We start from the raw sequence: 23499 nt of genomic DNA, 5'->3' as shown, positions 1-23499 counted from the left end.
GGCCGCCGAAGCGGGGGAAGTCGTAGCGATGAGCATCTCCTTGCATCTCCGTGCCGTCGCGGAATCCGAGTTCCGGGACGACCACACCTGGCTCGCGGCGTTCATGGGCGCGGCCTGGGGCAACCACCCCGAGGAGTACGCGGCGGGCATCGCCGACTCGATCCCGAAGGTCTGGGGCGCCGTGAACGACCTCTACGCCTCCGCCGAGGTCCTCCCGGCGGACGCCGACAAGCCCTCGCTGCCGGTCTACGGCGGCCGGCCCGTGGCGCACAGCGAGGTTGCCGGCCCCCACGACCCGCCCATGATGGTCCTCGACCCGCCCGGGGTGTCCCAGGCGGCCGAGTTCCTCGCGGCGGTCTCCTTCGACGAGTTGTGGAGTCGGGCCGACGCCGGGCTCAAGGGGCACGGCCAGGACGAGGCTCTGTTCAGACAGGAGTACCTGGAGCATCACGAGTCGCTCCGAGGGTTCTACGGTCGCGCGGCTTCGGCAGGCCACGCCGTGGTCAAGGCGGTGTGGGCCTGAGCCTCGAAGAGGGCGGCTTCACCCGGTGGCGTCCGGGCCGCCGTCGCGGGGCGGTTCGTCGGAGTCGAGCAGGATCCCCTCGTGGGCGAGCCATTGGGCGAAGGCGTGCAGGCCGCGTGTGCGGCCGGTCGCGGGTGTCCAGCCCGGGGGGCGTGCGTGGTCGGGCGGGGTGTGCCAACGGGGGTCGGTCCGTGGTGACGGCCGGACGTGTACGGGCCGCACGGCGTCGTGCACGGATCGGGCCAGTTCTGCCGCCGTGCAGGGGGAGCCGTTCGCCCGCCCTGATGGCGCTCCAGGCCAGGTCGGTCATCGCGCGGACCTCGGCCGGGCCCGCCTCGGGGCGGCGCTCGGGCGGGAGTCCGGCGGGGTCCGCGGCGGTGACGGCGGAGTGCCGCATCCGGTCGAGGGCGCCGGAGGCATGGCGTCGGGGGGCGGACCGAGCAGGCGGGCCCCGTGGGCGGCCTGGCGGCCGAGGAGGAGGCAGTGGGTCCACGGCTCTTCGGCGAAGGGCTCGCCGAAGGTGCGGGCCACCTCCGCCGCGAGCCGCTCCGGCAGGTGCGTGTCCCTGGCGGCGCGGACCGCCTCCTCCGAGAGGCCCGTCGCGGGCAGTGCCTCGCGCCAGGGGTGGTGGCCTCGTCCGCCGTCGGGGCCGTGCTCCTGGCCGACGAGCCGGATGTAGCCCTCTCCGTACCGCATGTACGGGACCCAGCCCGGCTCCTCCAGGACGCGGCCCTTGGCGAGGAGGGGGCGGCGTCGGCGGCCGGGATGTGGCGGCGGGTGCTGCGGCTGGAGACGGCTTCCGGCATGGCGAGGTCAGGCCGTACTGCGCCACGCGGGGCCGGCCCGGCCCCGATCCGGGCCACGTGCGACAGTCCCGAGGGCATCAGCGGACAGGCGCACACCGTCCGGCGCGACGGCACCGGCCACGGAGTCGGGGGAGCACGAAGGCCCGCCGTCGGCCGGTGCGGGCACATCGGCCGCGCCACCGGGGAGGTGGATCGCAGGGGCCGAGGGCGGGCGGGAGGGTTCGGCCGCCCTCGGTCGTGTGTGCCCGCGGAAACGGGTGGGTCAGCGCTCTTCGCGCAGCCCCCACGGGGATCCGTACGTGCCGAGCAGGTCGAGGAAGGGGCGCGGCGGAAGTGCCTCGGGGCCGAGGACTCCGCTTGCCTTCCATGTGCCGGTGGCGATCAGTTCCAGGGCGATCACCGGGTTGAGGGCGGTCTGCCAGACCACGGCCTGGGAGCCGTACTCGCGCATCGTCCACTCGTTGTCGACGACGTGGTACAGGTACACCGCGCGCGCCGCGCCGTCCTTGGTTCCCTTGACCCACGTGCCCGCGCAGGTCTTGCCCTTCATGCGGTCGCCCAGTGCGGCGGGATCGGGCAGGCAGGCGGCCACGACATCGCGCGGGGAGACCTGGACCGGCCCGTCGGCGCCGGGGACGGTGACCTTCGCCGTGGAGTCGAGGCTCAGGTCGCGGAGGGTCTTCAGTTTGGCGATGAAGTCGTCGCCGAGGCCGTACTTGAAGGTCACGCGGCGCGCGTCCACCCAGCGGGGCATGAGGAGGACCTCCTCGTGCTCGACGTTCACGCACTCCACGGGGCCGATGCCCTCGGGGAAGTCGAAGACCTCCGGCTCGCTGAAGGGTGCCGTGGTGAACCAGCCGCGGTCCTTCTCGTAGACGACGGGCGGGTTGAGGCACTCCTCGATGGTGGTCCAGATGCTGAAGGAGGGGGCGAAGTCGTACCCCTCGACGGTGAGGTTCGCTCCGTCACGGACGCCGATCTCCTCGATCTCGTCGAAGAGTTCGTCGGCGGCGTACCGGGCGAACACGTCCGACAGGCCCGGCTCGACGCCCATGCCGACCAGGGCGAGGCGGTCGGCCTTCTCCCAGGCCTCGGCCAGGGCGAACTGCTCGTCGCCGAGCTTGACCCCGCACTGCTCGTAGGGGGCGGTGGGGTGGGGCACGGACAGCGACATCGCCATGTCGACGTAGTGAGCGCCCGCGGCCAGCGCCGCGTTGAACAGGGGCATCACGAACCTGGGGTCGGTCGCGTTCAGCAGCACGTCGCAGTTCTCCTCGACGAGGAGGTGGCGGACCGCGGCCTCGTCGGAGGCGTCGAGGCGGTGGGCGCTGAACCGGCCCGCCCGGTCGTCGAGCGCGGCGACGGCGGCCTCCGCGCGGGCCGGGTCGTAGTCGGCGACGACCATGTGGGCCAGGAAGTCACGGCGGGCCGCGATGCGGGTGACGGCGGTTCCGACGCCGCCCGCACCCACGAGAAGTACACGCATGTCACACACCATTTCGTCGAGTCGTTCCCGGGGAGTCCCGGGAACGCCCCGATGGAACACGAGCGGGGCAGTTAAGGTCTACGGCGTTGGCATAAGGAGCGGCGAGGGGGTGCGCGGTGCCGAAGAAGGTGGTTCCGGAGGCGGAACGGCGCAGGCGGCGGCCGACCCGGCAGGGCACCGTGCTGTCGGAGGAACTGATCGTGCGGACGGCGCTGCGGATGCTGCGCGAGCACGGGAGCGCCGGACTGACCGCACGCCGGCTCGGCGCCGCTCTCGGCGCCGACCCGAGCACCGTGTACCGGTACTTCGCCGGCATGGACGGCCTGACCCGGGCCATCGGCGAGGAACTGATGGGGCGGGCCCTGGACAGCTGGACGGCCACCGGGGAATGGCGTGCCGACCTGCGCGCCCTGGGCCTGGCCGTCCACGCCTCCTACCTCGCCCACCCCCAGGCCGCCCTGCTGACCGCCAGCCGCGTCACCGGCCGCCCCCGGGAGATCCAGGTCGACGAGACGATCCTCGGCATCCTGCGCGACGCGGGCTTCGGCGACGCGGCCGCCGTCGCCGTGTACCACGCCTTCATCGACCTGGCCCTGGCCTTCGCCGCCCTGGACGCGGGCGCGCTGGCCATCAAGGACGAGGTCAGGGAGGCGGACGAGGACATGTGGACCTCCACCTACGCCCGCCTGCCCGCCGAGACCCACCCCCACATCGCCGCGACCGCGCCCCTGCTGGCGGACCGCATGAACCACAGCGCGTATCCCGTGCTGCTGGACACGCTCCTGGGCCAGGCGGAGGACCGGCTGCTCGCCTCGCGCCCGCCGCGCGGTTCGGAGACCGAGTCGGGTGTGAAGCAGTGAGGCGTGGATGCGGGCGATGCCCCGCACCGCCTCGTCGCGGTTCTCGGCCTGCAGCCGGAGGCTGACAGCGATGTGCGGGGCTGTGGCCGGCGCGCGGCTCAGACCTCGGGAAGGGACGGGTCCGGGGTCCAGGGGGTCGGTGCGGTGATGGACCAGCGTTCGTGGTCGCGCCAGTCCCCGTCGATGTAGAGGTAGGCGGGCGAGACCCCTTCGTAGCGGAAGCCCAGTCGCTGGACCAGGGCGAGGGACGGCTTGTTCGCCGGCTGGATGCTGGCCTCCAGGCGGTGGAGCCGCAGGTCGGTGAAGGCGTACCGGAGGATGGCGGCGAGGCCCTCGGTCATGTAGCCGTGGCCCGCGGACGGGGCGAACGCCGCGTAGCCGAGGGAGGCGCCCTGGTAGCGGCCCCGGATGATCGAGTTGATGTTGACCGTTCCGGCGGCCTCGCCGGTCTCCCTGACACGGATCAGGAAGCCCAGGTTGGTGCCGTCGTCGAAGCGACGCATCCAGGCCCGGAAGTCCTCCGCGGTGGTGGGCAGTTGCATCCACGGCCCGTGCAGTGCGGCGCTGGCCCGGACGAGCCCGCAGAACTCGTCCTGGTCGGAGAGGGTGAGCGGGTGGAGTTCGACCCGCGACGGCGTCTTGAGCATGGGTCAACGTTAGGGCCTGTGGGCGGTTCGGAGGCGCGGGTGCGGCAACGGCGGAGGACGGGCGGCGGGCAGGTGGGCATGACGGCCCGGTCCTCGGGCTTCGGACGCCTCGCGCCCCCGGCGGCCGCCGTGGCCTAGAGTGCGGGTGTGCCGTCGTACAGCATTGGGCAGGCCGCGCAGCTGCTCGGAGTCAGTTCGGAGACCGTTCGCCGGTGGGCGGACGGCGGCAAGCTCGGCATGGAGCGTGACGGGGCCGGCAAGCGCGTCATCGACGGGGCGGCGCTGGCACGCTTCGCGGCGGAGCGCGGGGCGGGGCTGCACGCCGTGCCGGACGACGGCGTGCCGACGTCCGTGCGGAACTCGTTCGTCGGGATCGTGACCGCGGTACGGGTCGACGACGTGGCCGCGCAGGTCGAGGTCCAGTCCGGGCCGCACCGCCTGGTGTCGCTGGTGACGCGCGAGGCCGTCGAGGAGCTGGCCCTGGAGGTCGGCGTCACGGTCACCGCGCGGGTGAAGTCGACCAGCGTGCACATCGACCTCTCCTGAACCGGCGGCCCGCGCGGCGCTCAGCGGCAGAGCAGGGCCGCCCTCAGGTCGAGCTTGTGGTCGAGGCGGGACAGGTCCCGGCCGGTGAGGGCCTCGATGCGGTCGATGCGGTAGTGGACGGTGTTCACGTGGAGGTGCAGCGCCTCCGCGGTCCTGGCCCAGGAGCAGTTGTGCGCCAGGAAGACCTCCAGGGTGTCCAGGAGGGTCGTGTACGAGCCCTTCCCGGCGCGCAGCAGGGGGCCGAGGACGGTGTCCCGGTACACCGCCCGTACGTCGGCGGGGACGCCGGCGAGGAGCGTCCCGAGGTCGGCGAGATCCGCGAGCCGCGCCACGCTCGCCGCCGGTGCCGTCGCCCGGGCGCCCGCGAGGGCGTAGCGGGCCTGGGCGAGGGCGTCCCGGAGGTCGGCCGGCCTGTGCACGGGGTCGCTGACGCCGGCGTGCAGCGCGGCGCCGGGGCGGCAGGCGTGGAGCAGCGGCCACACCTCTCGGATCCGTACCGGCACCTCGCCGCCCGGGTCCGGTGCGTGGGCCAGCACGGCGACGGCCTCCCCCTCCGCGCGTCCGGCGGCGGCGAACGCGACCGACGGCTGGTGCCGGAGCGCCTCCGTGAGGGCCGCGACCGCGTCCCGCCGGCCCTCGGCGTGGCCCGAGGCGGCGACCACCACGGTGTACGCGGCGGCGTCGGCGAGCCCGCAGGCGCGAAGGGCCTCCTCCAGGCCGTTCGCCTCCCCGTACGCCGCGCCCACCCGGGTCACCAGCTCCTCGTGGACCTGTCGGCGGGGCTCCGTCCGCCGGTCCTGCCGTCGGCGGTGGCGGCCGATCAGTTCGCCGATCTCGTGGAGGATCCGGGGAGGGACGTGGCCGTCCTCCGGGAGGTGCAGGTACCAGGTGTCGAAGACGCTGTCGTCGGCCTCGATCCGTACGGTCGTGCCGTGCCGGCCGCGCACCGCCTCCACCGCGCGCCGCGCGGGGAGTTCCGGGGCCGTCGCGGTGCGGGCGACCGTACGGCCGCTGCCGGTGAGCAGGTGGCAGGCGGGCGTGCCGAGGTGCGCGAAGGAGAGGTCGAGCAGTTCGCCCGCCGACGCGCCCCGCTCCAGGGCCCGGTCGAGGTCGACGCGGACGTTCTCCGGCAGTGCGTAGTGGTCCGTCGGGCGGCGGCTCAGCTCGCCCCACTGCCGGAGGTAGACGGCCTCGGTGATCGCCCGGAAGCTGGTGTGGGCCGGCACGGCGAGCAGGGCGACGCGGTGGTCGCGGCAGGCGTCCACCAGCTCCGCCGGCACCTCGCCGTGCGTCTCCTCGCCGGCGAGGAGCGCCACCGCGCCCGCCTCTCGCAGGGCGGACACGAAGCGGTCGGTCTTGACGGGGTCGCCCTCGCGGTCGCACCACACGAGGCCGCTGAGCACGATCTCGCCCGGCTGCAGGAACCGGGCCGGGTCCTCCAGATCGGTCGCCGTCACGCCGCTGATCTCCTGGGCCAGCAGTGCCTCGTCTCCCCAGAGGAGCGAGAGGTCGAGACGGTCGAGGCGCAGTAGTTGGGCGACCTGCATGCGGAACTCCTTGTGTGCTCGCGAACGAAGTCCGCGCCTCACATTCACCAGGCGAGTGCGAGTCAGAACATCGTAGATGCGAAGTCATTACGGCGAAACGCCTCTCGGATGTTCCCCCAGGAGCGGGCTTCCCGGGATGGAGGTTCTCCGCAGACCGCGAGTGAGCGCCCCCGCTCTCCTCAGACCTTTCTCCAAGCCCGCTCTCATCCGCGATGGAGAGTCCTACGGGTTTGTTGCAGATGAGAGCCGGATCGCCCTACGGTGTCGCACATGCAGTCCTACACCCTCGGGCAGGCCTCGCGGTTGCCGGGCGTGAGCCCCGACACCGCGCGGCGCCGGGTCCCCGGCATCGTCACGGGGATCGAGCTCGGTGACGTCGCGGCCCGGGTCACCCTCCAGGCCGGACCACATCGCCCGGGGGCCCTCCTCACCCGTGGGGCCGTGGAGGAACCGGGACTGGAAGTCGGCATGCAGGCCACCGCCCGCGTGAAATCGACCAGCGTGCACATCGACCGCACCTGACCACCCCTCACGCAGTACCGCAGCACCATCGGCCGTCGGCGCGGCCGGCCTCCCACCGCACCTTCCGTTCGTCCCCAAGGAGTTCAGACCCCATGTCCCTCACCCTCACCAGACGCCGTACGGCCGCCGCCGTCCTCACCGCCGCCCTGCTCGTCCCGCTCGCCGCCTGCTCGAACGACGACGCCGAGAAGGACACCGCGGGCTCCACCGCCTCCGGTTCCGCAAGTGCCGCGCCCCGGGCGAACCTCACGGTGCTCGCCGCGGCCTCCCTCACCGACGTGTTCAAGACGGCCGGCGCCGCGTACGAGAAGTCCCACCCGGGCACGAAGCTCACCTTCTCCTTCGCCGGCTCGCAGGAGCTCGTCGCCCAGGTCTCGCAGGGTTCCCCCGCCGACGTCCTGGTCACCGCCGACACCAAGAGCATGGACAAGGTGAAGGCCGACACCGGCACCCCGACGGTCATCGCGAAGAACCGGCTCGTCATCGCCACCGGCAAGGGCAACCCCTTCAAGGTCGACGAGCTCAAGGACCTCGCGGACACCAAGCTCAAGGTCGTCCTCGCCGCGCCCGAGGTGCCGGCCGGCAAGTACAGCAAGAAGGTCCTCGACGCCCAGAAGATCACCGTGAAGCCGGTCTCCCAGGAGCCGAACGTCCGCGCGGTGCTCAGCAAGGTCGAGCTCGGCGAGGCCGACGCCGGACTCGTCTACAAGACCGACGCCGAGAGCGCCGAGGACAAGGTCGAAGCGGTCGAGATCCCCGACGCGCAGAACGCCATCGCCCAGTACCCGGCCGCCACGCTCAAGGACTCGAAGAACGCCGAGGCCGCCGCCGCGTTCGTCGCCTGGTTGTCCTCGCCCGAGGGCCAGAAGATCCTCCAGGACGCGGGCTTCCAGAAGCCGTAGCGGATCCGGGATCACCCGGAGCACGAGGGGCTGTCCGGTTCGGGGGAACGGACAGCCCCTCTTCGTCGTGTCCGCACGTCCGCATGCCCGCCACACCTCTGCCGGACGTCGGCGACGGCGATCCCCGCGACCCGTACCAGCGAGATCCACTCGCCGATACGGCCTGCAGATGCATCCTTTGAAGGGGCATCGGCCTCTTGGATGATCCACTGTCATCAGCCCGTCCAGCGGGATCGTTTTTCTGTGTCTACGTCCCATCGCCCCTGCGGGGCGCGCCTGCTTGACTGGCCGCACCGGCCCAGCGCGGAGGAGTGGCTCTCGCTGCGGTGGGACAGCCGGACGGGAGGGTCCCGCGCACCGATCGCGGTGTTCGGCGCGCGGGACCCTCACACCCGCCGCCCTCAGCGGCCGAAGGTGTCGATGCCCTCCACGAGCCAGCGGCCGTCGCGGTGCACGAGGTCCAGGGCGAACATGGCACCCGCGTAGACGCCCTGGTCCCGGCCCTTCGGCTGCTTCTTCCCTCCGCCGGCCTCACCGGTTCCCGCCGTGCTCACGCTGCTCTGGTCGGCGAAGACCAGGACCCGGGCGCGGTCGCCGTCGATCCGCTCCACCGCGCTGTCGGTGACCGTCGTGGTGATCACCGTCTTCTGCCGGGCGGCCTGGGCCAGCACCCCGGCGAACAGCGTCCGGTGCTGGGCGACGGCCTTGCCCGTGAGAAGGGTCTTCCCCGCCCGCTCGAAGGGACCCGTGTCGGCGTGGTCGTACGAGAAGAGCGCGGCGACGGCCGCGGCGGTCTGTCCCTTGATCTCACTGGTACGGGCGAGGTCGGTGAGGGCCGTGTTGGCGCGTGCGGGGTCGTCCCGCAGTTCCCCCGCCCTGCTGTGCGCCCATCCCGCGAAGCCGCCGAGAAGGAGGCTCAGGAGGCAGAGGGTCACCAGGGGGGCGAGGTGGCGCGGCCGTGTCCCGTCCTTCGCCGTCCGGGCGGGGGCCACCGCGTCCTGGGAGTCCGGGCCCTCGACGGCGGCTTCCCGCCCCGGTGCGTCCGCCGTTCCTCGTACGGACTTCACCGCGGTTCGCTGCCGGGGCCCCGAGTCCGGGGCGGAGTCGGAGTCGGAGTCGGGCCCGGGCAGGAGACCGACGGGTGTGGGGGACCTCGACGCGGAGGCCGGCTGGTCGGCGAGGGCCTGGCGGCGGCGCTGGCGGTTGAGGTGGTGACGGGGCGTCGGCATCGTGCGTGTCCTTTCGGGTGTTGGCGGCTCTCGCGTACGGGACGGTCCGGTCAGCCGGCCGCCGTGCCGCCCACGGGGGCCTGCCCCAGCCCGCTGAGCTTCCACTGGCCGTCGGTGCGGGTGAGTTCGCCCAGCATGCGGCTGTCCTTCTCCGTGCTCTTGCTGTCGGGCGTCGTGACGGTGATGCGCAGCGCGACGAGCAGCCGGGCCCGGCCCGCCCTGTCGTCGAGTTCGGTGACGGCGCCGGACAGCACCCGGGCCGTGGTCACCGTCTTCGCCGCCTTCACCTGACTGGTGAACTCCGTCCGTCCGTCGACCAGTTGCTTGTGCAGCTCGCCGGTCGTCGACGTCTCCCAGAGGTCCAGCCCCTGGTCGACGCGCCGGTGGTCGAGCGTGTTGAGGTTCTGCACGGCCTGCTCCCCCGCCGCGAGCGCCTCGTCGCGCTGCACCGCGTACGCCGCGGAGTCGTCGTGGGACGCGGCGTACCAGCTCCGCCCTTCCCAGGCCGCGAAGCCGCCCGCGACCAGGGTGAGCACGAGCGCCACGGCCAGGGCCGGCCGGTTGCCCGCCGAAGCGCGGACCTGGCGTGTCATGGGGTTCTCCCGTCTCCCGCTCATCGTCAGCGGGCCTTGATGTCGACGATCAGCCACCGGTCCGACTGGTACTTCGCGGTGACGGTGAGCTGGGCCGCGGCGGAGGTGGCGGCGCCCTCGTCCCGCCGCGAGGTCTGGTCGAGGAACACGAGGAGGCGCGCGCTGTCCCCGTCGAGTTCGATCACCCCGGTGCGGACGGCCTGGGTGGAGAGGGTGATGCGCTGCGCGGCCAGCTTCGCGCGGACCTGGGCGAGCAGGTCCGCGTACTGGCGGGCGGCGCGCCCCGCGAGGACGGTGCGGGCGGAGCGTTCGGCGGCGTCGGTGGTGGCGGGCGTGTAGGAGAACACCCGGGCGAGGCCTTCGGCCACGTCGCCGCCTACGCGGTCGGTCGTCGCGGTGTCGGTGAGCGCGTGGTTCCGCGCCGAGGGGGTCGTGCGGAGCTGGTGGGCCGCGTAGAAGAACCCGCTGCCGCCGAGGAGGAGGGCGGTGAGGGCGGCGGTGAGGGCGGCCTTGCGCCACACGGTGGAGGAAGGGCGGCCGGCGTGGTCCGTGGTTCCCGTCCCGTCCCCGCCGTCCGTGGACGGTGTCACGTCGACGGACGCGCTCTCCCCCGCCCCTCCGACCGTGGCCGGTGTCACCTCGACGGACGCGCTCTCCTCCGCTGCCGCCTCCGTGGCCTCCGTGGCCTCCAGTGCCTCTCCCCCGCCGGTCGTCGTGCGCAGCAGGCGCGTCACTCGTCCCCGCCCTTCTCGCTCTTCTCGTTCTTCTCGCCGTTGTCCGCTCCGGCGACAGGGACCGCGCTCAGTGCCGCGATCCGCCATGTGTGCTCGCCGGTGCGGGTCAGGACGGCCTCCAGGCGTTTGCGGTCGGTGGTCGCGGTGGTGGCTCCGCGCGGGGTGACGTCGACGCGTACGGTCGCGATGAGTTTCGCCGTACCGGCCCGCGCGTCCAGCGCCGTGAGCGCGGCCTCGGTGACGGTGGCGCGGGCCGAGGCGCCCACCGTGGGCGCGGTACGGCCGAGTTCGGTGCGCAGCGGTCCGGTGGAGGCGTCGCGCCAGGCCTGGATGCCGGCCGCGGCGCGTTCGGGGGTGGAGGCGTCGAGCGTGTTGAGGACGGTGAGGCGGTCGCGGCCCTCGGCGAGCGCGGTGTCGCGTTCCCGGCCGAAGGCGAGCTCCTCGTCGGTGCGGGCCTGGGCGTAGGTCCAGGCGCCGGTCCCGCAGAAGCCGAGGGCGACGACGAGGGCGGTGACGGCCAGGGTCTTCGCACGCTTCATCGGGTGCTCCCGGTGTTCAGGCCGAGGAGTCCGGCCAGGTCCGTCGCGCCGCCGGTCTGGCCGGGCAGGGCGAGTGCGCCGGGCAGGGGCGGTTGCGAGCCGGGCGTGGCGCGCGCGCTGCCGGAGGGCAGGGAGCCGGGCCGGGCAGGGGCGGGCACGCCGCCGCCCTTGGGGGCGTGGGCCGAGCCGCGTACGTCGACCCCGGTGGAGGCGGGGGACGTGCAGGAGGCGCCGGTGTTGAGGGCGGGCGCGGTCCCCAGGTCGAGTCCGTTGCGGTAGCGCGTGCCGCCGTATCCGGAGGTGCAGGGCAGGGGTTTGAAGAAGGTGACGGCCATGCCGATGTTCAGGTGTCCTCCGTCGACGGTGGTGGCTCCCGCCGAGACGGCCGCCGGGAACTTCACGAGGAGCTCCTCCGTGCCGCGCTGCCGGGTGACGGCGACCTCCGAGGTGGTGAGGAGGTTGGCGAGGACGACGCCGAGGCTCGGGTCGAGGTCGCGCAGGAGGCCGCTGACCTGGCCGGTCGCGTCGGGTGTGACGGCGAGGAGGCGGCGCAGGTCGGCGTCCGAGCCCTTGAGGGTGGCGGCGAGGTCGCGGGCGCCGGTGGCGAAGTCCCGGATGGCGCGGCTCTCGTCGGCCTGGGTGCGCAGGACGACCTCGCCGTCGTTGATGAGCCGGGTGGTGGCCGGCAGGGCCCGGTCGGCGGCCTGGACGAACCGGCTGCCGTTGTCGAGGAGGACCTGGAGGTCGTCGCCGTGTCCCTCGAAGGTCTTGCCGAGTTCGTCGACGACCGTGCGCAGGGATTCCAGGGGTACGGAGGTGGTGAGGTCGTTCATGCTCGCGAGCATGTCGGTGACGGGCGCCGGCACCTCGGTGTCGGTCTGTTCGATGCGGGCGCCGTCGGTGAGGAAGGGGCCGCCGTCGCTCTCGGGGCGGAGGTCGATGTACTGCTCGCCGACGGCGGAGAGTCCGGCGACCACGGCGCGCGCGTCGGCGGGGATCCGGGGCGCCGACTTCTTGATGCGCAGTTCGGCGACGACTCCGTCGGCGGTGAGGTCGATGGCGCCGACGCGTCCCACGGAGACACCCCGGTAGGTGACGTCGGAGTGGGTGAACAGGCCTCCGGTGCGGGCGAGGTGGACGCGGACGGTGTAGTCGTCGGCGATGCCGGCGTAGCGGCCGAGGTCGGCGTAGCGGACGCCGACGAAGCCGAGGACGAGTACGGCGATGACGAGGAACGCGAGGTTCTTCAGCCGTACGGTGCGGGTGATCACCGGTTCTCGCCTCCGTCCTTGGGTGTGGTGCCCGTCGTGACCGGGGGCAGGGGCAGCGGCGAGGAGGTGTTCCTTCCGGCCCGCTCGCCCGTGCCCGGGTCCGGGGTCGGCTCCGATGGGGCGGGAGCGGTCGGGCCGGGGTCGGGATCGGGGATCAGGGGCGGGATCACCTCGGTGCCGGGGGTGGCGGCGAGGTGCAGGTAGGTGTTGAGGTAGTCGCCCTTGATGCCGTTCATCACCTCGTCGGTGAAGGGGTACGTGAGGAGCACCTGCAGGGAGTCGGGCAGGTCGGCTCCGGCGTCCGCGAGTGCCGTGAGGGTCGGCGCGAGGGCCTTGAGGTCGGCGATCATGTCCTTCTTGCTCGCGTCGACGGTGGAGACGGCGACGCCGGAGAGGGTGTCGAGGGCGCGCAGCATGGTCAGCAGGGAGCCCCGCTGGTTCTCCAGTGTCTTCAGGCCGGGCGAGAGGCCGGTGAGGACGGTGTCGACGTCCTTCTTGCGGCCGGCGAGGGTGGCGGAGAGCCGGTTGACGCCGTCGAGGGCGCGGGTGATGTCGCCGCGGTGTGCGTCGAGGTTCGTCACCAGGGTGTTGACGCGGTTCAGCATCGAGCGGACCTCGGGTTCGCGTCCGCCGAGGGCGGCGTTGAGCTCCCGGGTGATGGTCTTGAGCTGGTTGACGCCGCCGCCGTTGAGGAGCAGGGACAGCGCGCCGAACACCTCCTCGACCTCCGTGTTGCGGTTGGTGCGGGCGATCGGGATGACGCTGCCGTCGGTGAGGCGGGTGCCGTCGTCCTTCTGCGGGGCGACGAGCTGGATGTACTTCTCGCCCAGGAGGCTGGACTGTTCCAGGCGGGCGCCCGCGCCGGCGGGGAGCCGGACGTCGCCGTTGATCTGCAGGGTGACGCGGGCGGACCAGTTGTCGGTGCCCAAATCGATGGCGGTGACGCGGCCGACGGCGACGTCGTTGACCTTGACCGCGGACTGCGGCACGAGGCTCAGGACGTCGTCGAGTTCGGCGGTGACCGTGTAGGGGTGGGAGCCGAGGTCGGCGCCGCCGGGCAGCGGGAGGTCCTCGATGCCGTCGAAGCGGACGGGGTTCGCGGGGATCGCGCCGAGGACGACGGCGAACCCGAGGCCGAGTGCGACCGCTCCGACGGCCGCGGCGCCGACGGCCTTGCGGGAGGGCAGGCTGTCCCTGTTCATCGCTTCCCCTCCCCGGTGCTCGTCCCTCCGGCGCTCGCCGAAGAGGCCCCGGCGACCGGCAGGGGCAGCAGCGGGCCGCCCATGCTGATCTCGTTGAGGTTGGCGCGGCCGTCGAGGGTGCGGGTGTCCTTGTTGTACGCGTTGACGAGGTTGCCGGCGGCGAGCGGGGCGACGTCGAGCGCCTCGGCGAGGGAGGCCCGCTGGTCGACGAGGGTCTGGGTGAGGGGGACGAGCCGGTCGATGTTCTTCTTCAGCTCGCCGCGGTTGTCCTTGATGAAGGTCTTGACCTGGGCGAGGGCCTTGCCGAGTTCCTTGAGGGCGCCGGCGAGGTCCTCCTTGTTCTCGGCGAAGTAGCCGACGACCTCGTCGAGGCGTTCCTGTGCGGTGCGGACGTCGCCGTCCTTGTTCTTGAGCATGGTGGTGAAGGTCTGGAGCTGGCCGAGGGTGGTGAACAGGTCGTCGCTGCTGCCGTCGAGGGTCTTGGCTGCCTTGCCGAACTGTTCGATGGAGGTGCCGATGGCCGTGCCGTTGCCCTTGAGGTTCTTCGCCCCGGTGTCGAGGAGTTCGGAGAGGGCTCCTGCGGAGTTGGCGCCGTCGGGGCCGAGCGCCTTGCTCAGTTCGGTGATCGAGTCGTAGAGCTGGTCGATCTCGACGGGGGTGCGGTTGCGGGAGGCGGGCAGCTGGGCGCCGTCGGCGAGGGTGGGGCCGGTGCCGTACGCGGGGCTGAGCTGGACGTACCGGTCGGCGACGATGCTCGGGGCGACGACGAGGGCCCGTGCGTCGGCGGGGACGCGTACGCCTTCGTCGAGGCGGAGGGCGACGCGGACGCGGGTGCCCTGCGGCTCCACCGACTCCACCTCTCCCACCCGTACGCCGAGGACGCGCAGGTCGGATCCGGCGTAGATGCCGACGGCCCGGTCGAAGTAGGCGGTGACGCGGATGCCGTCGTCGTCGAGGACGCGTACGGCGACGAGGCCGGCGGCGGCGAGCACCGCGAGGGCGAGCCCGGCGACGAGGGGCTTTCTGGGCTTGGTCATCGTTCACCGCTCCCCTTGGCCGTCGCCGTCTGTTTCGGCGGCAGGCATCCGGTCTTGGGCTGCGAGGCCTCGGGCAGATAGGTGCGGGGCACCACGCCGCACAGGTAGCTGTCGAACCAGCGGCCGCTGCCGAGGGTGTTGCCGACGAGCCGGTAGTACGGGCCGATGAGCGCGAGCGTCTTGTCGAGCTGGCCGCTGTTCTTCTCCAGGACGCCGGTGACGCGGCTGAGGGCCTTCAGGGTGGGGCCGAGCTGCCGGTTGTTGTCGCCGACGAGTCCGCTGAGCTCGGTGCCCAGGTCCCTGCTCCCCTTGAGCAGGGCGCGGATGGCCTCGCGGCGCTTCCTGAGCTCCCCGAGCAGCGAGCCGCCGTCCTCGATGAGGATCTCGAAGCTGGACTTCTTGTCCTGGAGGGTCTTGGTGAACTTCTTGCTGTTCTCCAGGAGGCGGGCGAGCTGGGTGTCGCGCTTGGAGACGGACTCCGACAGTTCGGACAGGCCGGTGGCGGCGTTGCGTACGTGCGGCGGCGAGTTCTTGAAGGTGTCGGAGATCGTCCGGAAGCTCTCCGCGAGCTTCTCGCTGTCGATGGCGTCGACGGTGCCGCTGAGGTCCTGGAAGGCCTGTGTCACGTCGTACGGGGAGGTGGTGCGGGACTGCGGGATGCGGGTGCCGGGGTCTTGCGGGGCGGAGCCCAGCGGGTCGAGCGCGAGGTACTTCTCGCCGAGGAGGGTCTTGATGGCGATGGCGGCGGTCGACCGGTCGCCGATCCAGGCGTCGCCGACCTCGAACGTCACCTTGACCTTGGGTCCGTCGAGGGCGACCTCGGTGACCTTGCCGACCTTGACGCCGGCGATGCGGACCTCGTCGCCGGCGTCGAGCCCGGCGGCCTCGGTGAAGTCGGCGCTGTAGGCGGTGCCGTCGCCGACGAGGGGGAGCCGTTCCACGTTGTACGCCAGGACGGCCATGAGGGCGAGGAACACGAGTCCGACGACGGCGACGCCGACGGGGCTGCGCTCCTTGACCGGCTTGAACAGGGGGCGCGGGCTCATCGGCGGCACCTCGCCTCGGTCACGGCGATGCCGGTCGGCGGCTTGGAGCCGTCGGAGGTTCCCACGCCGCTCACGCGCGCCTCGCAGAGGTAGAGGTTGAACCAGGAGCCGTACGAGGACAGCCGGGCGAGGGCCGTCATCTTGCCGGGGGTGTTGGCGAGGAAGTTCTCGATGCTGGGCGTGTGGTCGCCGAGGGTGCCCGAGAGCCGGCCGAGTTCGCGGATGTCCTTCTTGAGGGGGGCGCGCCCCTCCTGGAGGAGGCCGGCGGTCGTCGTGGTGAGGTCGCCGATGGCCTTGACCGCCTCGCCGAGGGGTTTGCGGTCGGTGTTGAAGCCGGTGACGAGCTTCTGGAGGGTGACGACGAGGTCCCCGAAGGCGGCCTCGCGGGTGTTGAGGGTGGTCAGGACGGTGTTGAGGTGGGTGACGACCTCGCCGATGACCTTGTCCTTGGCGGCCACGGTCTTCGTGAGGGAGCCGATGTGCCGCAGGAGGCTGTCGACGGTGCCGCTCTCGCCCTGGAGGACCTGCACGAGCGAGCCGGCGAGGTCGTTGACGTCGGCGGGCGAGAGGCCCTCGAACAGGGGCTTGAAGCCGTTGAAGAGCAGGGTCAGGTCGAGCGCGGGGGTGGTGCGGTCGAGCGGGATGGTGTCCCCGGCGTGCAGGGTGCCGGTCAGGTCGCCGGTGCCGCGGCCGAGGGAGACGTACCGCTGGCCGACCATGTTGAGGTACTTCACGGCGGCGGTCGCGGACAGGGGCAGGGTGCGGTCGTCGCGGACCGTGAAGGTGACCTGGGCGGTGCGCCGTTCGACGACGCGTACGTCGGTCACCTCGCCGACCTTCACTCCGGCGATGCGCACGGAGTCGCCCTCGACGAGCCCGGTGACGTCGGTGAACAGCGCCTTGTAGGAGCGGGTGCCGGAGCCGACGCCGGTGTTGGCGATGCTGAAGCCGAGGACCGTGGTGGCCAGGGCGGTGACCAGGACGAACGCGAGGGACTTCAGCACGGTCCCGGTCAGGCCGCGCCGGCGGGTGTGGGCGGGTCTCGTCGTCATCGGAGGGTCACCTCCGCGCCGCGGAACGCGGGGCCGGCCAGCAGGCTGCTCCAGTCCGGCAGGTCGCCGGGCCGCTTGTTCGCCGCGGGGGCGAGCAGTTCGTTGACGAGGTCGTTCTCCTGCGGGGAGTTGGCGGGCCCGAGCTGCTGGTCGGCCGCGGCGGACGCCCGTGCGGCGGGTGCGGCGGGGACGCCGAGGTACGGCACGGGGTAGCAGTGCGGGCCGCCGCCGGAGCCGTACGAGGGGGTGTCACGGCCGGGGACGTACGCGCCGCGCGAGGGGACGGTGGTCACCTCGACGTGCAGTCCCGGCTGCTTCGTTCCCTTGCCGAGCGCCTTGTCCATCGCGGGCACGAACTGGGCGAGGGTGCGCAGGGTGCACGGGAAGGACGGGGAGTACTCGGCGAGGAGTTCCAGGGTGGGCCTGCCGGTGGCGCTGAGCCGGATGATGTTGTTCTTGTTCTGCCGCAGGAAGGCGGTCAGGTCCTGCGCGGTCCGGGTGGTGGCGCCGAAGGTGCCGGCCAACTCGCCCTCCTTCTCGGCGAGGGTGCCGCTGGTGGTGGTGAAGTCGGTGAGCGCCGTGACGATGTCCGGGGCGGCGTCCGCGTAGAGGTTGCTGACCTTCACGAGTTCTTTCAGGTCGCGGGTGAGGGCGGGCAGGTGGGGGTTGAACTCGCGCAGGTGGGCGTCGAGTTCGCTGAGGGTCTCGCCGAGCTTGTCGCCGCGCCCCTCCAGGGCGCGGGAGACGGCGGACAGGGTCGCCGACAGTTTCTCCGGCTGGACGGCGGTGAGCAGGGGCAGGACGTTGTCGAGGACCTGCTGGAGTTCGACGGCGTTGCTGGAGCGGTCCTCGGGGATGACGTCTCCGGGGCCGAGCGGTCGCGTGGAGGCGTTCGCCGGCGGTACGAGGGCCACGAACCGTTCGCCGAAGAGGGTCGTGGGCAGCATCTGCGCGCGGACGTCGGAGGGGACGTGGCTCAGGGTTCCGGGCCGCATGGCGAGGGTGAGCCGGGCTCCGCCGTCGGTGGCGTCGATGGCGCGGACCTCGCCGATGACGACGCCGCGGAGCTTCACCTCGGCGCCGAGGTGCATCTCGTTGCCGACGCTGCCGGTCTCGACGACGACCGGGTCGGAGTCGGTGAACCGTTTGTCGTAGACGGCGACCGCGAGCGAGGCGAGCAGGACGGGCACCAGCAGGAAGACGACGCCGGCGAACCGGCGGCGGACGGTCTCGGCACGTGAGTCGCTCATCTCACCCCGCCACCTTCACGGTCGTGGTCGCGCCCCAGAGGGCCAGCGACAGGAAGAAGTCGGTGACGCTGATCAGCACGATCGCGTTGCGTACGGAGCGGCCGACGGCGATGCCGACGCCGGCGGGGCCGCCGGAGGCGCGGAAGCCGTAGTAGCAGTGGGCGATGATCACCATCACGCTGAAGATCAGCACTTTCAGCACCGAGAGGAGGACGTCCGTCGGTGACAGGAAGAGGTTGAAGTAGTGGTCGTACGTGCCCTGGGACTGGCCGTTGAAGAGGACCGTCACGTACCGGGAGGCAAGGTAGGAGGAGAGCAGGCCGACCGCGTAGAGCGGGACGATGGCGACGACGCCGGCGATGATGCGGGTGGTGACGAGGTACGGCATGGAGCGGATGCCCATGCCTTCGAGGGCGTCGACCTCTTCGTTGATGCGCATGGCGCCGAGCTGGGCGGTGAATCCGGCGCCGACGGTCGCGGAGAGGGCGAGTCCGGCGACGAGCGGGGCGATCTCGCGGGTGTTGAAGTACGCGGAGACGAATCCCGTGAAGGCGGCGGTGCCGATCTGTTCGAGGGCCGCGTAGCCCTGGAGGCCGACGACGGTGCCGGTGAACAGCGTCATCGCGATCATGACGCCGATGGTGCCGCCGATGACGCCGAGGCCGCCGGAGCCGAAGGCGACCTCGGCGAGCAGCCGTTGCACCTCCTTGAGGTAGCGGCGCAGGGTCCTGGGTATCCAGAGCAGCGCCCGTACGTAGAAGAGGAGCTGGTCTCCGGAGCGGTCGAGCCAGACGAAGGGGGAGGCCATCGGTCTCAGCCTCCCTTCGGCGGGACGATCTGGAGGTAGATGCCCGTCAGCACCATGTTCACGAAGAACAGCAGCATGAAGGTGATGACGACGGACTGGTTGACCGCGTCGCCGACGCCCTTGGGGCCGCCGCGGGGGTTGAGCCCCCGGTAGGCGGCGACGATGCCCGCGATGAACCCGAAGATCAGCGCCTTGATCTCGCTGATGTAGAGGTCGGGGAGCTGGGCGAGGGCGGAGAAGCTGGAGAGGTAGGCGCCGGGGGTGCCGCCCTGGAGGACGATGTTGAAGAAGTAGCCGCCCAGGGTGCCGACGACGGACACCATCCCGTTGAGGAGGACGGCGACCGCCATGGTGGCGAGGACCCGCGGGACGACCAGTCGCTGGACGGGCGAGACGCCCATGACCTCCATCGCGTCGAGCTCCTCCCGGATCTTGCGGGAGCCGAGGTCGGCGCAGATGGCGGAGCCGCCGGCGCCGGCGATCAGGAGGGCCACGATGAGCGGGCTGGCCTGCTGGATGACGGCGAGGACACTGGCGCCGCCGGTGAACGACTGGGCGCCCAACTGCTGGGTGAGCGAGCCGACCTGGAGGGCGATGACGGCGCCGAACGGGATGGAGACGAGTGCGGCGGGCAGGATGGTGACGCTCGCGACGAACCAGAACTGCTCGATGAACTCGCGGAACTGGAAGGGCCGCCGGAAGACGGCCCGGCTCACCTCGGCGGCGAGGGCGAAGAGGCGGCCGGTCTGCCGCAGCGCGCCGGTGATCACGAGCCGCTCCCGGGGGCCGGCATGGTCAGGGTGGGCGCCGCGGCGTTCTTCGCGTAGGTGTCGCGGATGGCGGCGCGGGCGGCGGGCGGCAGCTGGTCGAGCATGCCGAGGACGCGCTCCCGGCGCCGGGTGACCGCCGCGCGGGGCGGGAGGCCGGGGGAGGGTTCCAGCTGCGGGACGATGACCCGGGGCGCCGTCGCGTGGCCGGCGGGGTCGACCGCCTCGGCGGCGAGGAGGGCGGCGTCCTTCTCCTCGGACATGCCGATGGGGCCTTCGCGGCGGCCGGCGAGGAACTGGGTGACGACCGGTTCGTCGCTGGTGAGGAGGACCTCGCGGGGCCCGAAGGTGACGAGCCTGCGGCGGAAGAACATCCCCATGTTGTCGGGGACGGTGGCGGCGATGTCGAGGTTGTGGGTGACGATCAGCATCGTCGCGTCGATCCGCGCGTTGAGGTCGATGAGCAGCTGCGACAGGTAGGCGGTGCGGACGGGGTCGAGCCCGGAGTCCGGTTCGTCGCACAGGACGATCTGCGGGTCGAGCACGAGCGCGCGGGCCAGGCCGGCGCGTTTGCGCATGCCGCCGCTGATCTCGCCCGGCAGCTTGTCCTCCGCGCCGAGGAGGCCGACGAGTTCGATCCGTTCCATGACGATGCGCCGGATCTCGGACTCCCGCTTGCGGGTGTGCTCGCGCAGCGGGAAGGCGATGTTGTCGAAGAGGCTCATGGAGCCGAACAGGGCGCCGTCCTGGAACATGAGGCCGAAGAGCTTCCGGGTCTCGTAGATGTCGCGTTCGGGGCTGCTGACCATGTCGACCCCGTTGATGAGGACACGGCCCTGTTGCGGCTTGAGCAGCCCGATGAGCGATTTCAGGAAGACCGTCTTGCCGGTTCCGGAAGGGCCGAGCATGACGCTCACCTCGCCGGCCGGGAGCGTCAGTGACACGTCCTGCCAGATGTTCTGTTTGCCGAAGGACATGGTGAGCCCCTCGACGACTACTTCGATTCCCATCCCACCTCCAGCGGACGTGCGTGACGCGTGCGCCGCGGGCGCACGGTAGGCCGTTCTGGATCACTCGGACAATAGCTGTGGCGCAAATTCATTGATCCGCTCCCGCGTTTGTCACCACGGAGACAAAGTCGGGAGATGTTCTTGTCACCGCCACGACAGAGTGGTGCGCCGACCTGCGACTGAGCGTCGACTCCGGGAACGCTACGGCCGGGTAACCTCGTGGGGCAATACCGGATCCGGAGTTTTCGCGGAACAGGGCCTGACGGCGGGTCGTTTATCAGCCGCGAGACAATTCCGCGTGAGGGATTGTCACCGGCCGGAGGGAAATGCCATATTGACCGGCCGACCCCCTCTCCGACCTCGCATGATCGATCATAATTGTCGACATTGCGCACCCCGGAACCAAGAGGATTCCGGCCATCGCTCACCCTCTTGACAGGCAATCGGGCATCTTCAAAGAATCTTGGTTCGCGCCATTGTTCGGCTAAGTTTCCCGCAAGTAACGTCTGGTTTCGTGCCGGTGAGACGGCCAGGCCGCCGGCCGCGTCTGCACCCGTCACAGCACACCCCCACCGAAGCACCCTCTGCCGGACGATCCCCAAGGAGAACCCCAGAGCCATGAAGAAGTCCCTCAGAAACCTCGCCGTCGTCGCCGGTGGCGCCTCCGCCGCCTTCGCCCTCGCCGTGAGCCCCGCCTCCGCGGTGCCCTCGACGGTCTGGACCGTCAGCCCGTCCCCGGCCAGCATCACCGCGGTCAACAGCGGGAACGTCGTCCTCAGCGTCAACGGCATCGCCATGACGTGTACGAAGTCGAACGGCGCGGGTGTCGGACAGAGCGCCACCGGAAACCCGGCGACCATCGGCAACATCAACTCCATGGCCTTCGGCGCCACCGGGGCCCCCTGCACCAGCGTGCTGGGCAACGTGAACGCGACGGCGGTCACCCCCTGGACGATCGTGGCGCAGGACTACACCGCCGCGACCGGCGTCACCAAGGGCTACGTCGGCAACGTCAAGGCCAACGTGAGCGTCGGCGGCTGCAACTTCACCGTGACGGGCCAGGCGTCCGGCACGTACACCAACTCGACGGGCGCGCTCGCCGTCAACAGCGTCGCGGGCGAGCTCACCGTCGTCTCCTCGTCCGGCTGCGGTTCGGCCGTCCCGGTCGGTGCCAAGCCGACCTTCAAGGGCACCTACCTGTTCAAGGTGGGCACCACCATCCCGACGATCGTCGGCTCGAACCCGTAAGGGATCAGGCACCCGCGTCCGTCCGGCCGGCGACCCCGGCCGGGCGGGCGCGGGCCTGTCCGCGTTCCCGAGCCCCCTCAGGAGACTCCCCGCGTCATGACGACCGTCGGCTCCCACCCGTAAGTCCCCGTACCTGCAAGGCCCCCGCGTTCGCGCACGACCCGAGCGGAGCACCAGATGAGCGGCCCCCGGCCCACCCCTCGATCCTCCCGCGCCCGTGTGCGCGGCGCGACGATCGCCGCGTTCGTGGCGCTCGCCCCCCTGCTGCCGGCGGCGGCCGTCGCCGTCGGGACGCTGAAGGTCGACGCCGCGCTGCCCTACGTCTGCACCCTGCCCTCGGGACAGCAGCCCGCGACGGTACGGATCACGGCGGCCTTCCCCGAAAGGGCGGCCGTGGGCGAGGAGATCCGGCCCACCGACGTCACCACGACGGTGGAACTCCCGGCGGCGGCCGTGGCCGACCTCACCGCGCTCAAGGCCGCCACCGTACGGGCGGAGACCCGGCTGACGGTCGGCGTGGCCCAGAACGGGCAGCGTACGGAGGCCACGTGGAGCGGAACGGCACAGCCCGTCGGCGTGCCCGCCGACGGATCCCTCGTGCTCACCACCACCGGCGACGTGCCCTCCCTGACGACGGACACCGCCGGCGATCTGGCCCTCACCGCCGAGGGGTTCGCCGTCGACCTCGCCCCGAGCACGGCAGACGGTGCCGCCACCGACCCCGTCTCCCTCTCCGTCACCTGTGTCCCCGGCCAGGACGCGGAGGGACGTACGATGCTCGCCACGGTTCCGGTCGGTGCCGACGTCCCCTCGGGGGAACCGAGCACGCCTCCCCCGTCCCCGACCCTTCCCTCGCCGTCCGCCTCCGCCACCGGTCTCCCCCTGCCGTCGCTCCCGGCGGACCGGACGCCCCCGGCGAGGCCGGGAACCGCGCACGGACCGGGGAACGGGACTCCGAAGGGCCCGCGCGTCGGGCCACCGGCGGACAGAGGCCAGGCGGCGGCCGGCGAGGACACGCCCGGCACCCCGCCGCCACGGCCGGACGCCCCGCCCTGCTTCACCAAGAATCCAACCGCCTACTCGATGTCGGCCTACATCACCGGCTACTCGAACGTACGGAAGTTGAACGGCGCCAACCTCATTCCCCCGACCTGCACCCTGATCGAACGAGGCGAGCCGGAGATCGAGTTCCGGGAGGACGGGATACATCTGGTCACCAAAGCGGCGGGAGGCCTCTCCACCCAGGGACGCCGGCAGACACCGCCCTTCAAGGCGACCCTCCTGACGTTCGGGTTCGCCCCGACCACCGCGACCCTCGTCCTGGAACAGACAGGACCCCTGACCCTCTATTCGGACGTCCTCCTGGCCTACCCCGAGAACATCAGCACGGCGCACATCCGGGTCCCCCTGGTCCTGCGCGTCCTCGACGTCCGGGTCAACGGCACCCGCCTGGACGTCGGTCCCTCCTGCCGTACGGAGAAGCCGCTCACCTCGCCGGAGCCCGACCCCGCCACCTACCCCGGGGACCACCTGGTGCTCCGGGGCGACGGCAAGATCGTCGAGGGAAGCAACGCCGTGGGCTACATCCTCACCGGCGGCGGCCCGCTCACCGGCGAGGTGACCATCCCCGCCTTCAAGGGCTGCGGCGCGGGCGGCGAGAACCTCGACCGGCTCCTCACCGCCTCCATCTCCGGCCCCGGCAACTACATCAAGCAGATCCAGGGCCAGACCTGCACCGTGCTCGACCCGCCGGACCCCATGAACCCGAAGTGCACCGAGGACGGCCAGCCGTACGTGGTCCCCAAGCCCGAGCGCTGACCCGCCCCACCGCACGCCGCCCCACCCCTCACCCCCGTCTCCCAGGAAGGCATCCG

At 71.8% G+C, this 23499-nt stretch carries 24 protein-coding genes; 7 read left to right on the top strand and 17 right to left on the bottom strand.

Annotated features, from left to right (window positions below; genetic code table 11):
• Positions 1-28: 28 nt before the first annotated feature.
• Positions 29-523 (top strand): DUF1877 family protein, encoded by a 495-nt coding sequence (locus ACFYUS_RS21760; protein WP_388854398.1) that lies wholly within the window; start codon positions 29-31, stop codon positions 521-523.
• Positions 524-829: 306 nt separating this feature from the next.
• Here ACFYUS_RS21760 and ACFYUS_RS21755 read toward each other — a convergent pair whose 3' ends face one another.
• Together ACFYUS_RS21755 and ACFYUS_RS21750 are read right to left on the bottom strand one after the other, a co-directional pair.
• On the bottom strand, positions 830-1219 hold the full coding sequence (locus ACFYUS_RS21755; protein WP_388854396.1) for a hypothetical protein: 390 nt from the start codon (positions 1217-1219) through the stop codon (positions 830-832).
• Between the two features lie 372 nt (positions 1220-1591).
• The gene (locus ACFYUS_RS21750) at positions 1592-2815 is read right to left on the bottom strand and encodes a saccharopine dehydrogenase family protein (protein WP_388854393.1); all 1224 of its coding nucleotides are present in this window, start codon (positions 2813-2815) and stop codon (positions 1592-1594) included.
• A 116-nt stretch (positions 2816-2931) separates the two neighbouring features.
• On the opposite strand from ACFYUS_RS21750, the gene ACFYUS_RS21745 reads away from it, so the two are divergent.
• The gene (locus tag ACFYUS_RS21745) at positions 2932-3675 is read left to right on the top strand and encodes a TetR/AcrR family transcriptional regulator (protein WP_388854390.1); all 744 of its coding nucleotides are present in this window, start codon (positions 2932-2934) and stop codon (positions 3673-3675) included.
• A 98-nt stretch (positions 3676-3773) separates the two neighbouring features.
• On the opposite strand, the gene ACFYUS_RS21740 is transcribed toward ACFYUS_RS21745, so the two are convergent.
• On the bottom strand, positions 3774-4322 hold the full coding sequence (locus ACFYUS_RS21740; RefSeq protein WP_388854388.1) for a GNAT family N-acetyltransferase: 549 nt from the start codon (positions 4320-4322) through the stop codon (positions 3774-3776).
• A gap of 147 nt (positions 4323-4469) precedes the next feature.
• On the opposite strand from ACFYUS_RS21740, the gene ACFYUS_RS21735 reads away from it, so the two are divergent.
• Entirely contained in the window at positions 4470-4868 is a 399-nt protein-coding gene (locus ACFYUS_RS21735) for a molybdopterin-binding protein (protein ID WP_388854385.1), read from the top strand.
• A gap of 20 nt (positions 4869-4888) precedes the next feature.
• On the opposite strand, the gene ACFYUS_RS21730 is transcribed toward ACFYUS_RS21735, so the two are convergent.
• Positions 4889-6415 carry a PucR family transcriptional regulator gene (locus tag ACFYUS_RS21730; protein ID WP_388854382.1) on the bottom strand — a complete coding sequence of 509 codons (1527 nt, stop codon included), beginning with the start codon at positions 6413-6415 and terminating at the stop codon, positions 4889-4891.
• A gap of 270 nt (positions 6416-6685) precedes the next feature.
• Here ACFYUS_RS21730 and ACFYUS_RS21725 point away from each other — a divergent pair, with 270 nt between their 5' ends.
• Both ACFYUS_RS21725 and modA read left to right on the top strand, forming a co-directional pair.
• Positions 6686-6937, top strand: coding sequence for a TOBE domain-containing protein (locus tag ACFYUS_RS21725; protein ID WP_388854379.1), 252 nt, complete (start codon positions 6686-6688; stop codon positions 6935-6937).
• 92 nt (positions 6938-7029) lie between these two features.
• Positions 7030-7839, top strand: coding sequence for a molybdate ABC transporter substrate-binding protein (gene modA / locus ACFYUS_RS21720; protein WP_388854376.1), 810 nt, complete (start codon positions 7030-7032; stop codon positions 7837-7839).
• Positions 7840-8240: 401 nt separating this feature from the next.
• Here the strand turns inward: modA and ACFYUS_RS21715 are convergent, their stop codons facing one another.
• From ACFYUS_RS21715 to ACFYUS_RS21655, 13 genes are read right to left on the bottom strand one after another with little or no spacing between them, the layout of a single operon-like run.
• Positions 8241-9068: a hypothetical protein gene (locus tag ACFYUS_RS21715; RefSeq protein WP_388854374.1), complete on the bottom strand. Its 828-nt coding sequence runs from the start codon at positions 9066-9068 to the stop codon at positions 8241-8243.
• 50 nt (positions 9069-9118) lie between these two features.
• On the bottom strand, positions 9119-9661 hold the full coding sequence (locus tag ACFYUS_RS21710; RefSeq protein WP_388854371.1) for a hypothetical protein: 543 nt from the start codon (positions 9659-9661) through the stop codon (positions 9119-9121).
• Positions 9662-9687: 26 nt separating this feature from the next.
• Positions 9688-10386 carry a hypothetical protein gene (locus tag ACFYUS_RS21705; RefSeq protein ID WP_388855125.1) on the bottom strand — a complete coding sequence of 233 codons (699 nt, stop codon included), beginning with the start codon at positions 10384-10386 and terminating at the stop codon, positions 9688-9690.
• A gap of 5 nt (positions 10387-10391) precedes the next feature.
• Positions 10392-10934, bottom strand: a complete 543-nt coding sequence (locus ACFYUS_RS21700) for a hypothetical protein (RefSeq protein ID WP_388854368.1) — start codon at positions 10932-10934, stop codon at positions 10392-10394.
• Positions 10931-12205, bottom strand: coding sequence for an MCE family protein (locus ACFYUS_RS21695; RefSeq protein ID WP_388854365.1), 1275 nt, complete (start codon positions 12203-12205; stop codon positions 10931-10933). The genes ACFYUS_RS21700 and ACFYUS_RS21695 overlap by 4 nt, the downstream gene beginning before the upstream one ends.
• A complete protein-coding gene (locus ACFYUS_RS21690) occupies positions 12202-13407 on the bottom strand; it encodes an MCE family protein (protein WP_388854362.1) in 1206 nt (401 codons plus the stop codon). Before ACFYUS_RS21690 ends, ACFYUS_RS21695 begins: the two co-directional genes overlap by 4 nt.
• Positions 13404-14444: an MCE family protein gene (locus tag ACFYUS_RS21685; protein WP_388854359.1), complete on the bottom strand. Its 1041-nt coding sequence runs from the start codon at positions 14442-14444 to the stop codon at positions 13404-13406. Before ACFYUS_RS21685 ends, ACFYUS_RS21690 begins: the two co-directional genes overlap by 4 nt.
• The gene (locus ACFYUS_RS21680) at positions 14441-15490 is read right to left on the bottom strand and encodes an MCE family protein (RefSeq protein ID WP_388854356.1); all 1050 of its coding nucleotides are present in this window, start codon (positions 15488-15490) and stop codon (positions 14441-14443) included. The genes ACFYUS_RS21685 and ACFYUS_RS21680 overlap by 4 nt, the downstream gene beginning before the upstream one ends.
• The gene (locus tag ACFYUS_RS21675) at positions 15487-16542 is read right to left on the bottom strand and encodes an MCE family protein (RefSeq protein WP_388854354.1); all 1056 of its coding nucleotides are present in this window, start codon (positions 16540-16542) and stop codon (positions 15487-15489) included. Before ACFYUS_RS21675 ends, ACFYUS_RS21680 begins: the two co-directional genes overlap by 4 nt.
• Positions 16539-17792: an MCE family protein gene (locus ACFYUS_RS21670; RefSeq protein ID WP_388854351.1), complete on the bottom strand. Its 1254-nt coding sequence runs from the start codon at positions 17790-17792 to the stop codon at positions 16539-16541. Before ACFYUS_RS21670 ends, ACFYUS_RS21675 begins: the two co-directional genes overlap by 4 nt.
• A gap of 1 nt (position 17793) precedes the next feature.
• A complete protein-coding gene (locus ACFYUS_RS21665; RefSeq protein ID WP_030689715.1) occupies positions 17794-18600 on the bottom strand; it encodes an ABC transporter permease in 807 nt (268 codons plus the stop codon).
• 5 nt (positions 18601-18605) lie between these two features.
• The gene (locus ACFYUS_RS21660) at positions 18606-19370 is read right to left on the bottom strand and encodes an MlaE family ABC transporter permease (RefSeq protein WP_388854348.1); all 765 of its coding nucleotides are present in this window, start codon (positions 19368-19370) and stop codon (positions 18606-18608) included.
• Positions 19367-20377, bottom strand: coding sequence for an ABC transporter ATP-binding protein (locus ACFYUS_RS21655; protein WP_388854345.1), 1011 nt, complete (start codon positions 20375-20377; stop codon positions 19367-19369). The genes ACFYUS_RS21660 and ACFYUS_RS21655 overlap by 4 nt, the downstream gene beginning before the upstream one ends.
• A 618-nt stretch (positions 20378-20995) precedes the next feature.
• On the opposite strand from ACFYUS_RS21655, the gene ACFYUS_RS21650 reads away from it, so the two are divergent.
• Together ACFYUS_RS21650 and ACFYUS_RS21645 are read left to right on the top strand one after the other, a co-directional pair.
• Positions 20996-21625: a hypothetical protein gene (locus ACFYUS_RS21650; protein ID WP_388854342.1), complete on the top strand. Its 630-nt coding sequence runs from the start codon at positions 20996-20998 to the stop codon at positions 21623-21625.
• Between the two features lie 177 nt (positions 21626-21802).
• Positions 21803-23443, top strand: coding sequence for a DUF6801 domain-containing protein (locus ACFYUS_RS21645; protein WP_388854339.1), 1641 nt, complete (start codon positions 21803-21805; stop codon positions 23441-23443).
• The last annotated feature ends 56 nt before the right edge of the window (positions 23444-23499 follow it).

The organism is Streptomyces sp. NPDC004284 (assembly GCF_042874035.1).
Taxonomy (GTDB): Bacteria; Actinomycetota; Actinomycetes; order Streptomycetales; family Streptomycetaceae; genus Streptomyces.
The sequence above is the reverse complement of the archived record's forward strand: the minus strand, read 5'-3'. Positions and strand labels throughout refer to the sequence as shown.

Coding starts and splice junctions, on each gene's coding strand:
- ACFYUS_RS21760 (WP_388854398.1), top strand. CDS start 29: ATGAGCATCTCCTTGCATCTCCGTGCCGTCGCGGAATCCGAGTTCCGG.
- ACFYUS_RS21755 (WP_388854396.1), bottom strand. CDS start 1,219: ATGCGGTACGGAGAGGGCTACATCCGGCTCGTCGGCCAGGAGCACGGC.
- ACFYUS_RS21750 (WP_388854393.1), bottom strand. CDS start 2,815: ATGCGTGTACTTCTCGTGGGTGCGGGCGGCGTCGGAACCGCCGTCACC.
- ACFYUS_RS21740 (WP_388854388.1), bottom strand. CDS start 4,322: ATGCTCAAGACGCCGTCGCGGGTCGAACTCCACCCGCTCACCCTCTCC.
- ACFYUS_RS21730 (WP_388854382.1), bottom strand. CDS start 6,415: ATGCAGGTCGCCCAACTACTGCGCCTCGACCGTCTCGACCTCTCGCTC.
- ACFYUS_RS21725 (WP_388854379.1), top strand. CDS start 6,686: ATGCAGTCCTACACCCTCGGGCAGGCCTCGCGGTTGCCGGGCGTGAGC.
- modA (WP_388854376.1), top strand. CDS start 7,030: ATGTCCCTCACCCTCACCAGACGCCGTACGGCCGCCGCCGTCCTCACC.
- ACFYUS_RS21715 (WP_388854374.1), bottom strand. CDS start 9,068: ATGCCGACGCCCCGTCACCACCTCAACCGCCAGCGCCGCCGCCAGGCC.
- ACFYUS_RS21710 (WP_388854371.1), bottom strand. CDS start 9,661: ATGACACGCCAGGTCCGCGCTTCGGCGGGCAACCGGCCGGCCCTGGCC.
- ACFYUS_RS21700 (WP_388854368.1), bottom strand. CDS start 10,934: ATGAAGCGTGCGAAGACCCTGGCCGTCACCGCCCTCGTCGTCGCCCTC.
- ACFYUS_RS21690 (WP_388854362.1), bottom strand. CDS start 13,407: ATGAACAGGGACAGCCTGCCCTCCCGCAAGGCCGTCGGCGCCGCGGCC.
- ACFYUS_RS21685 (WP_388854359.1), bottom strand. CDS start 14,444: ATGACCAAGCCCAGAAAGCCCCTCGTCGCCGGGCTCGCCCTCGCGGTG.
- ACFYUS_RS21680 (WP_388854356.1), bottom strand. CDS start 15,490: ATGAGCCCGCGCCCCCTGTTCAAGCCGGTCAAGGAGCGCAGCCCCGTC.
- ACFYUS_RS21675 (WP_388854354.1), bottom strand. CDS start 16,542: ATGACGACGAGACCCGCCCACACCCGCCGGCGCGGCCTGACCGGGACC.
- ACFYUS_RS21670 (WP_388854351.1), bottom strand. CDS start 17,792: ATGAGCGACTCACGTGCCGAGACCGTCCGCCGCCGGTTCGCCGGCGTC.
- ACFYUS_RS21665 (WP_030689715.1), bottom strand. CDS start 18,600: ATGGCCTCCCCCTTCGTCTGGCTCGACCGCTCCGGAGACCAGCTCCTC.
- ACFYUS_RS21655 (WP_388854345.1), bottom strand. CDS start 20,377: ATGGGAATCGAAGTAGTCGTCGAGGGGCTCACCATGTCCTTCGGCAAA.
- ACFYUS_RS21650 (WP_388854342.1), top strand. CDS start 20,996: ATGAAGAAGTCCCTCAGAAACCTCGCCGTCGTCGCCGGTGGCGCCTCC.
- ACFYUS_RS21645 (WP_388854339.1), top strand. CDS start 21,803: ATGAGCGGCCCCCGGCCCACCCCTCGATCCTCCCGCGCCCGTGTGCGC.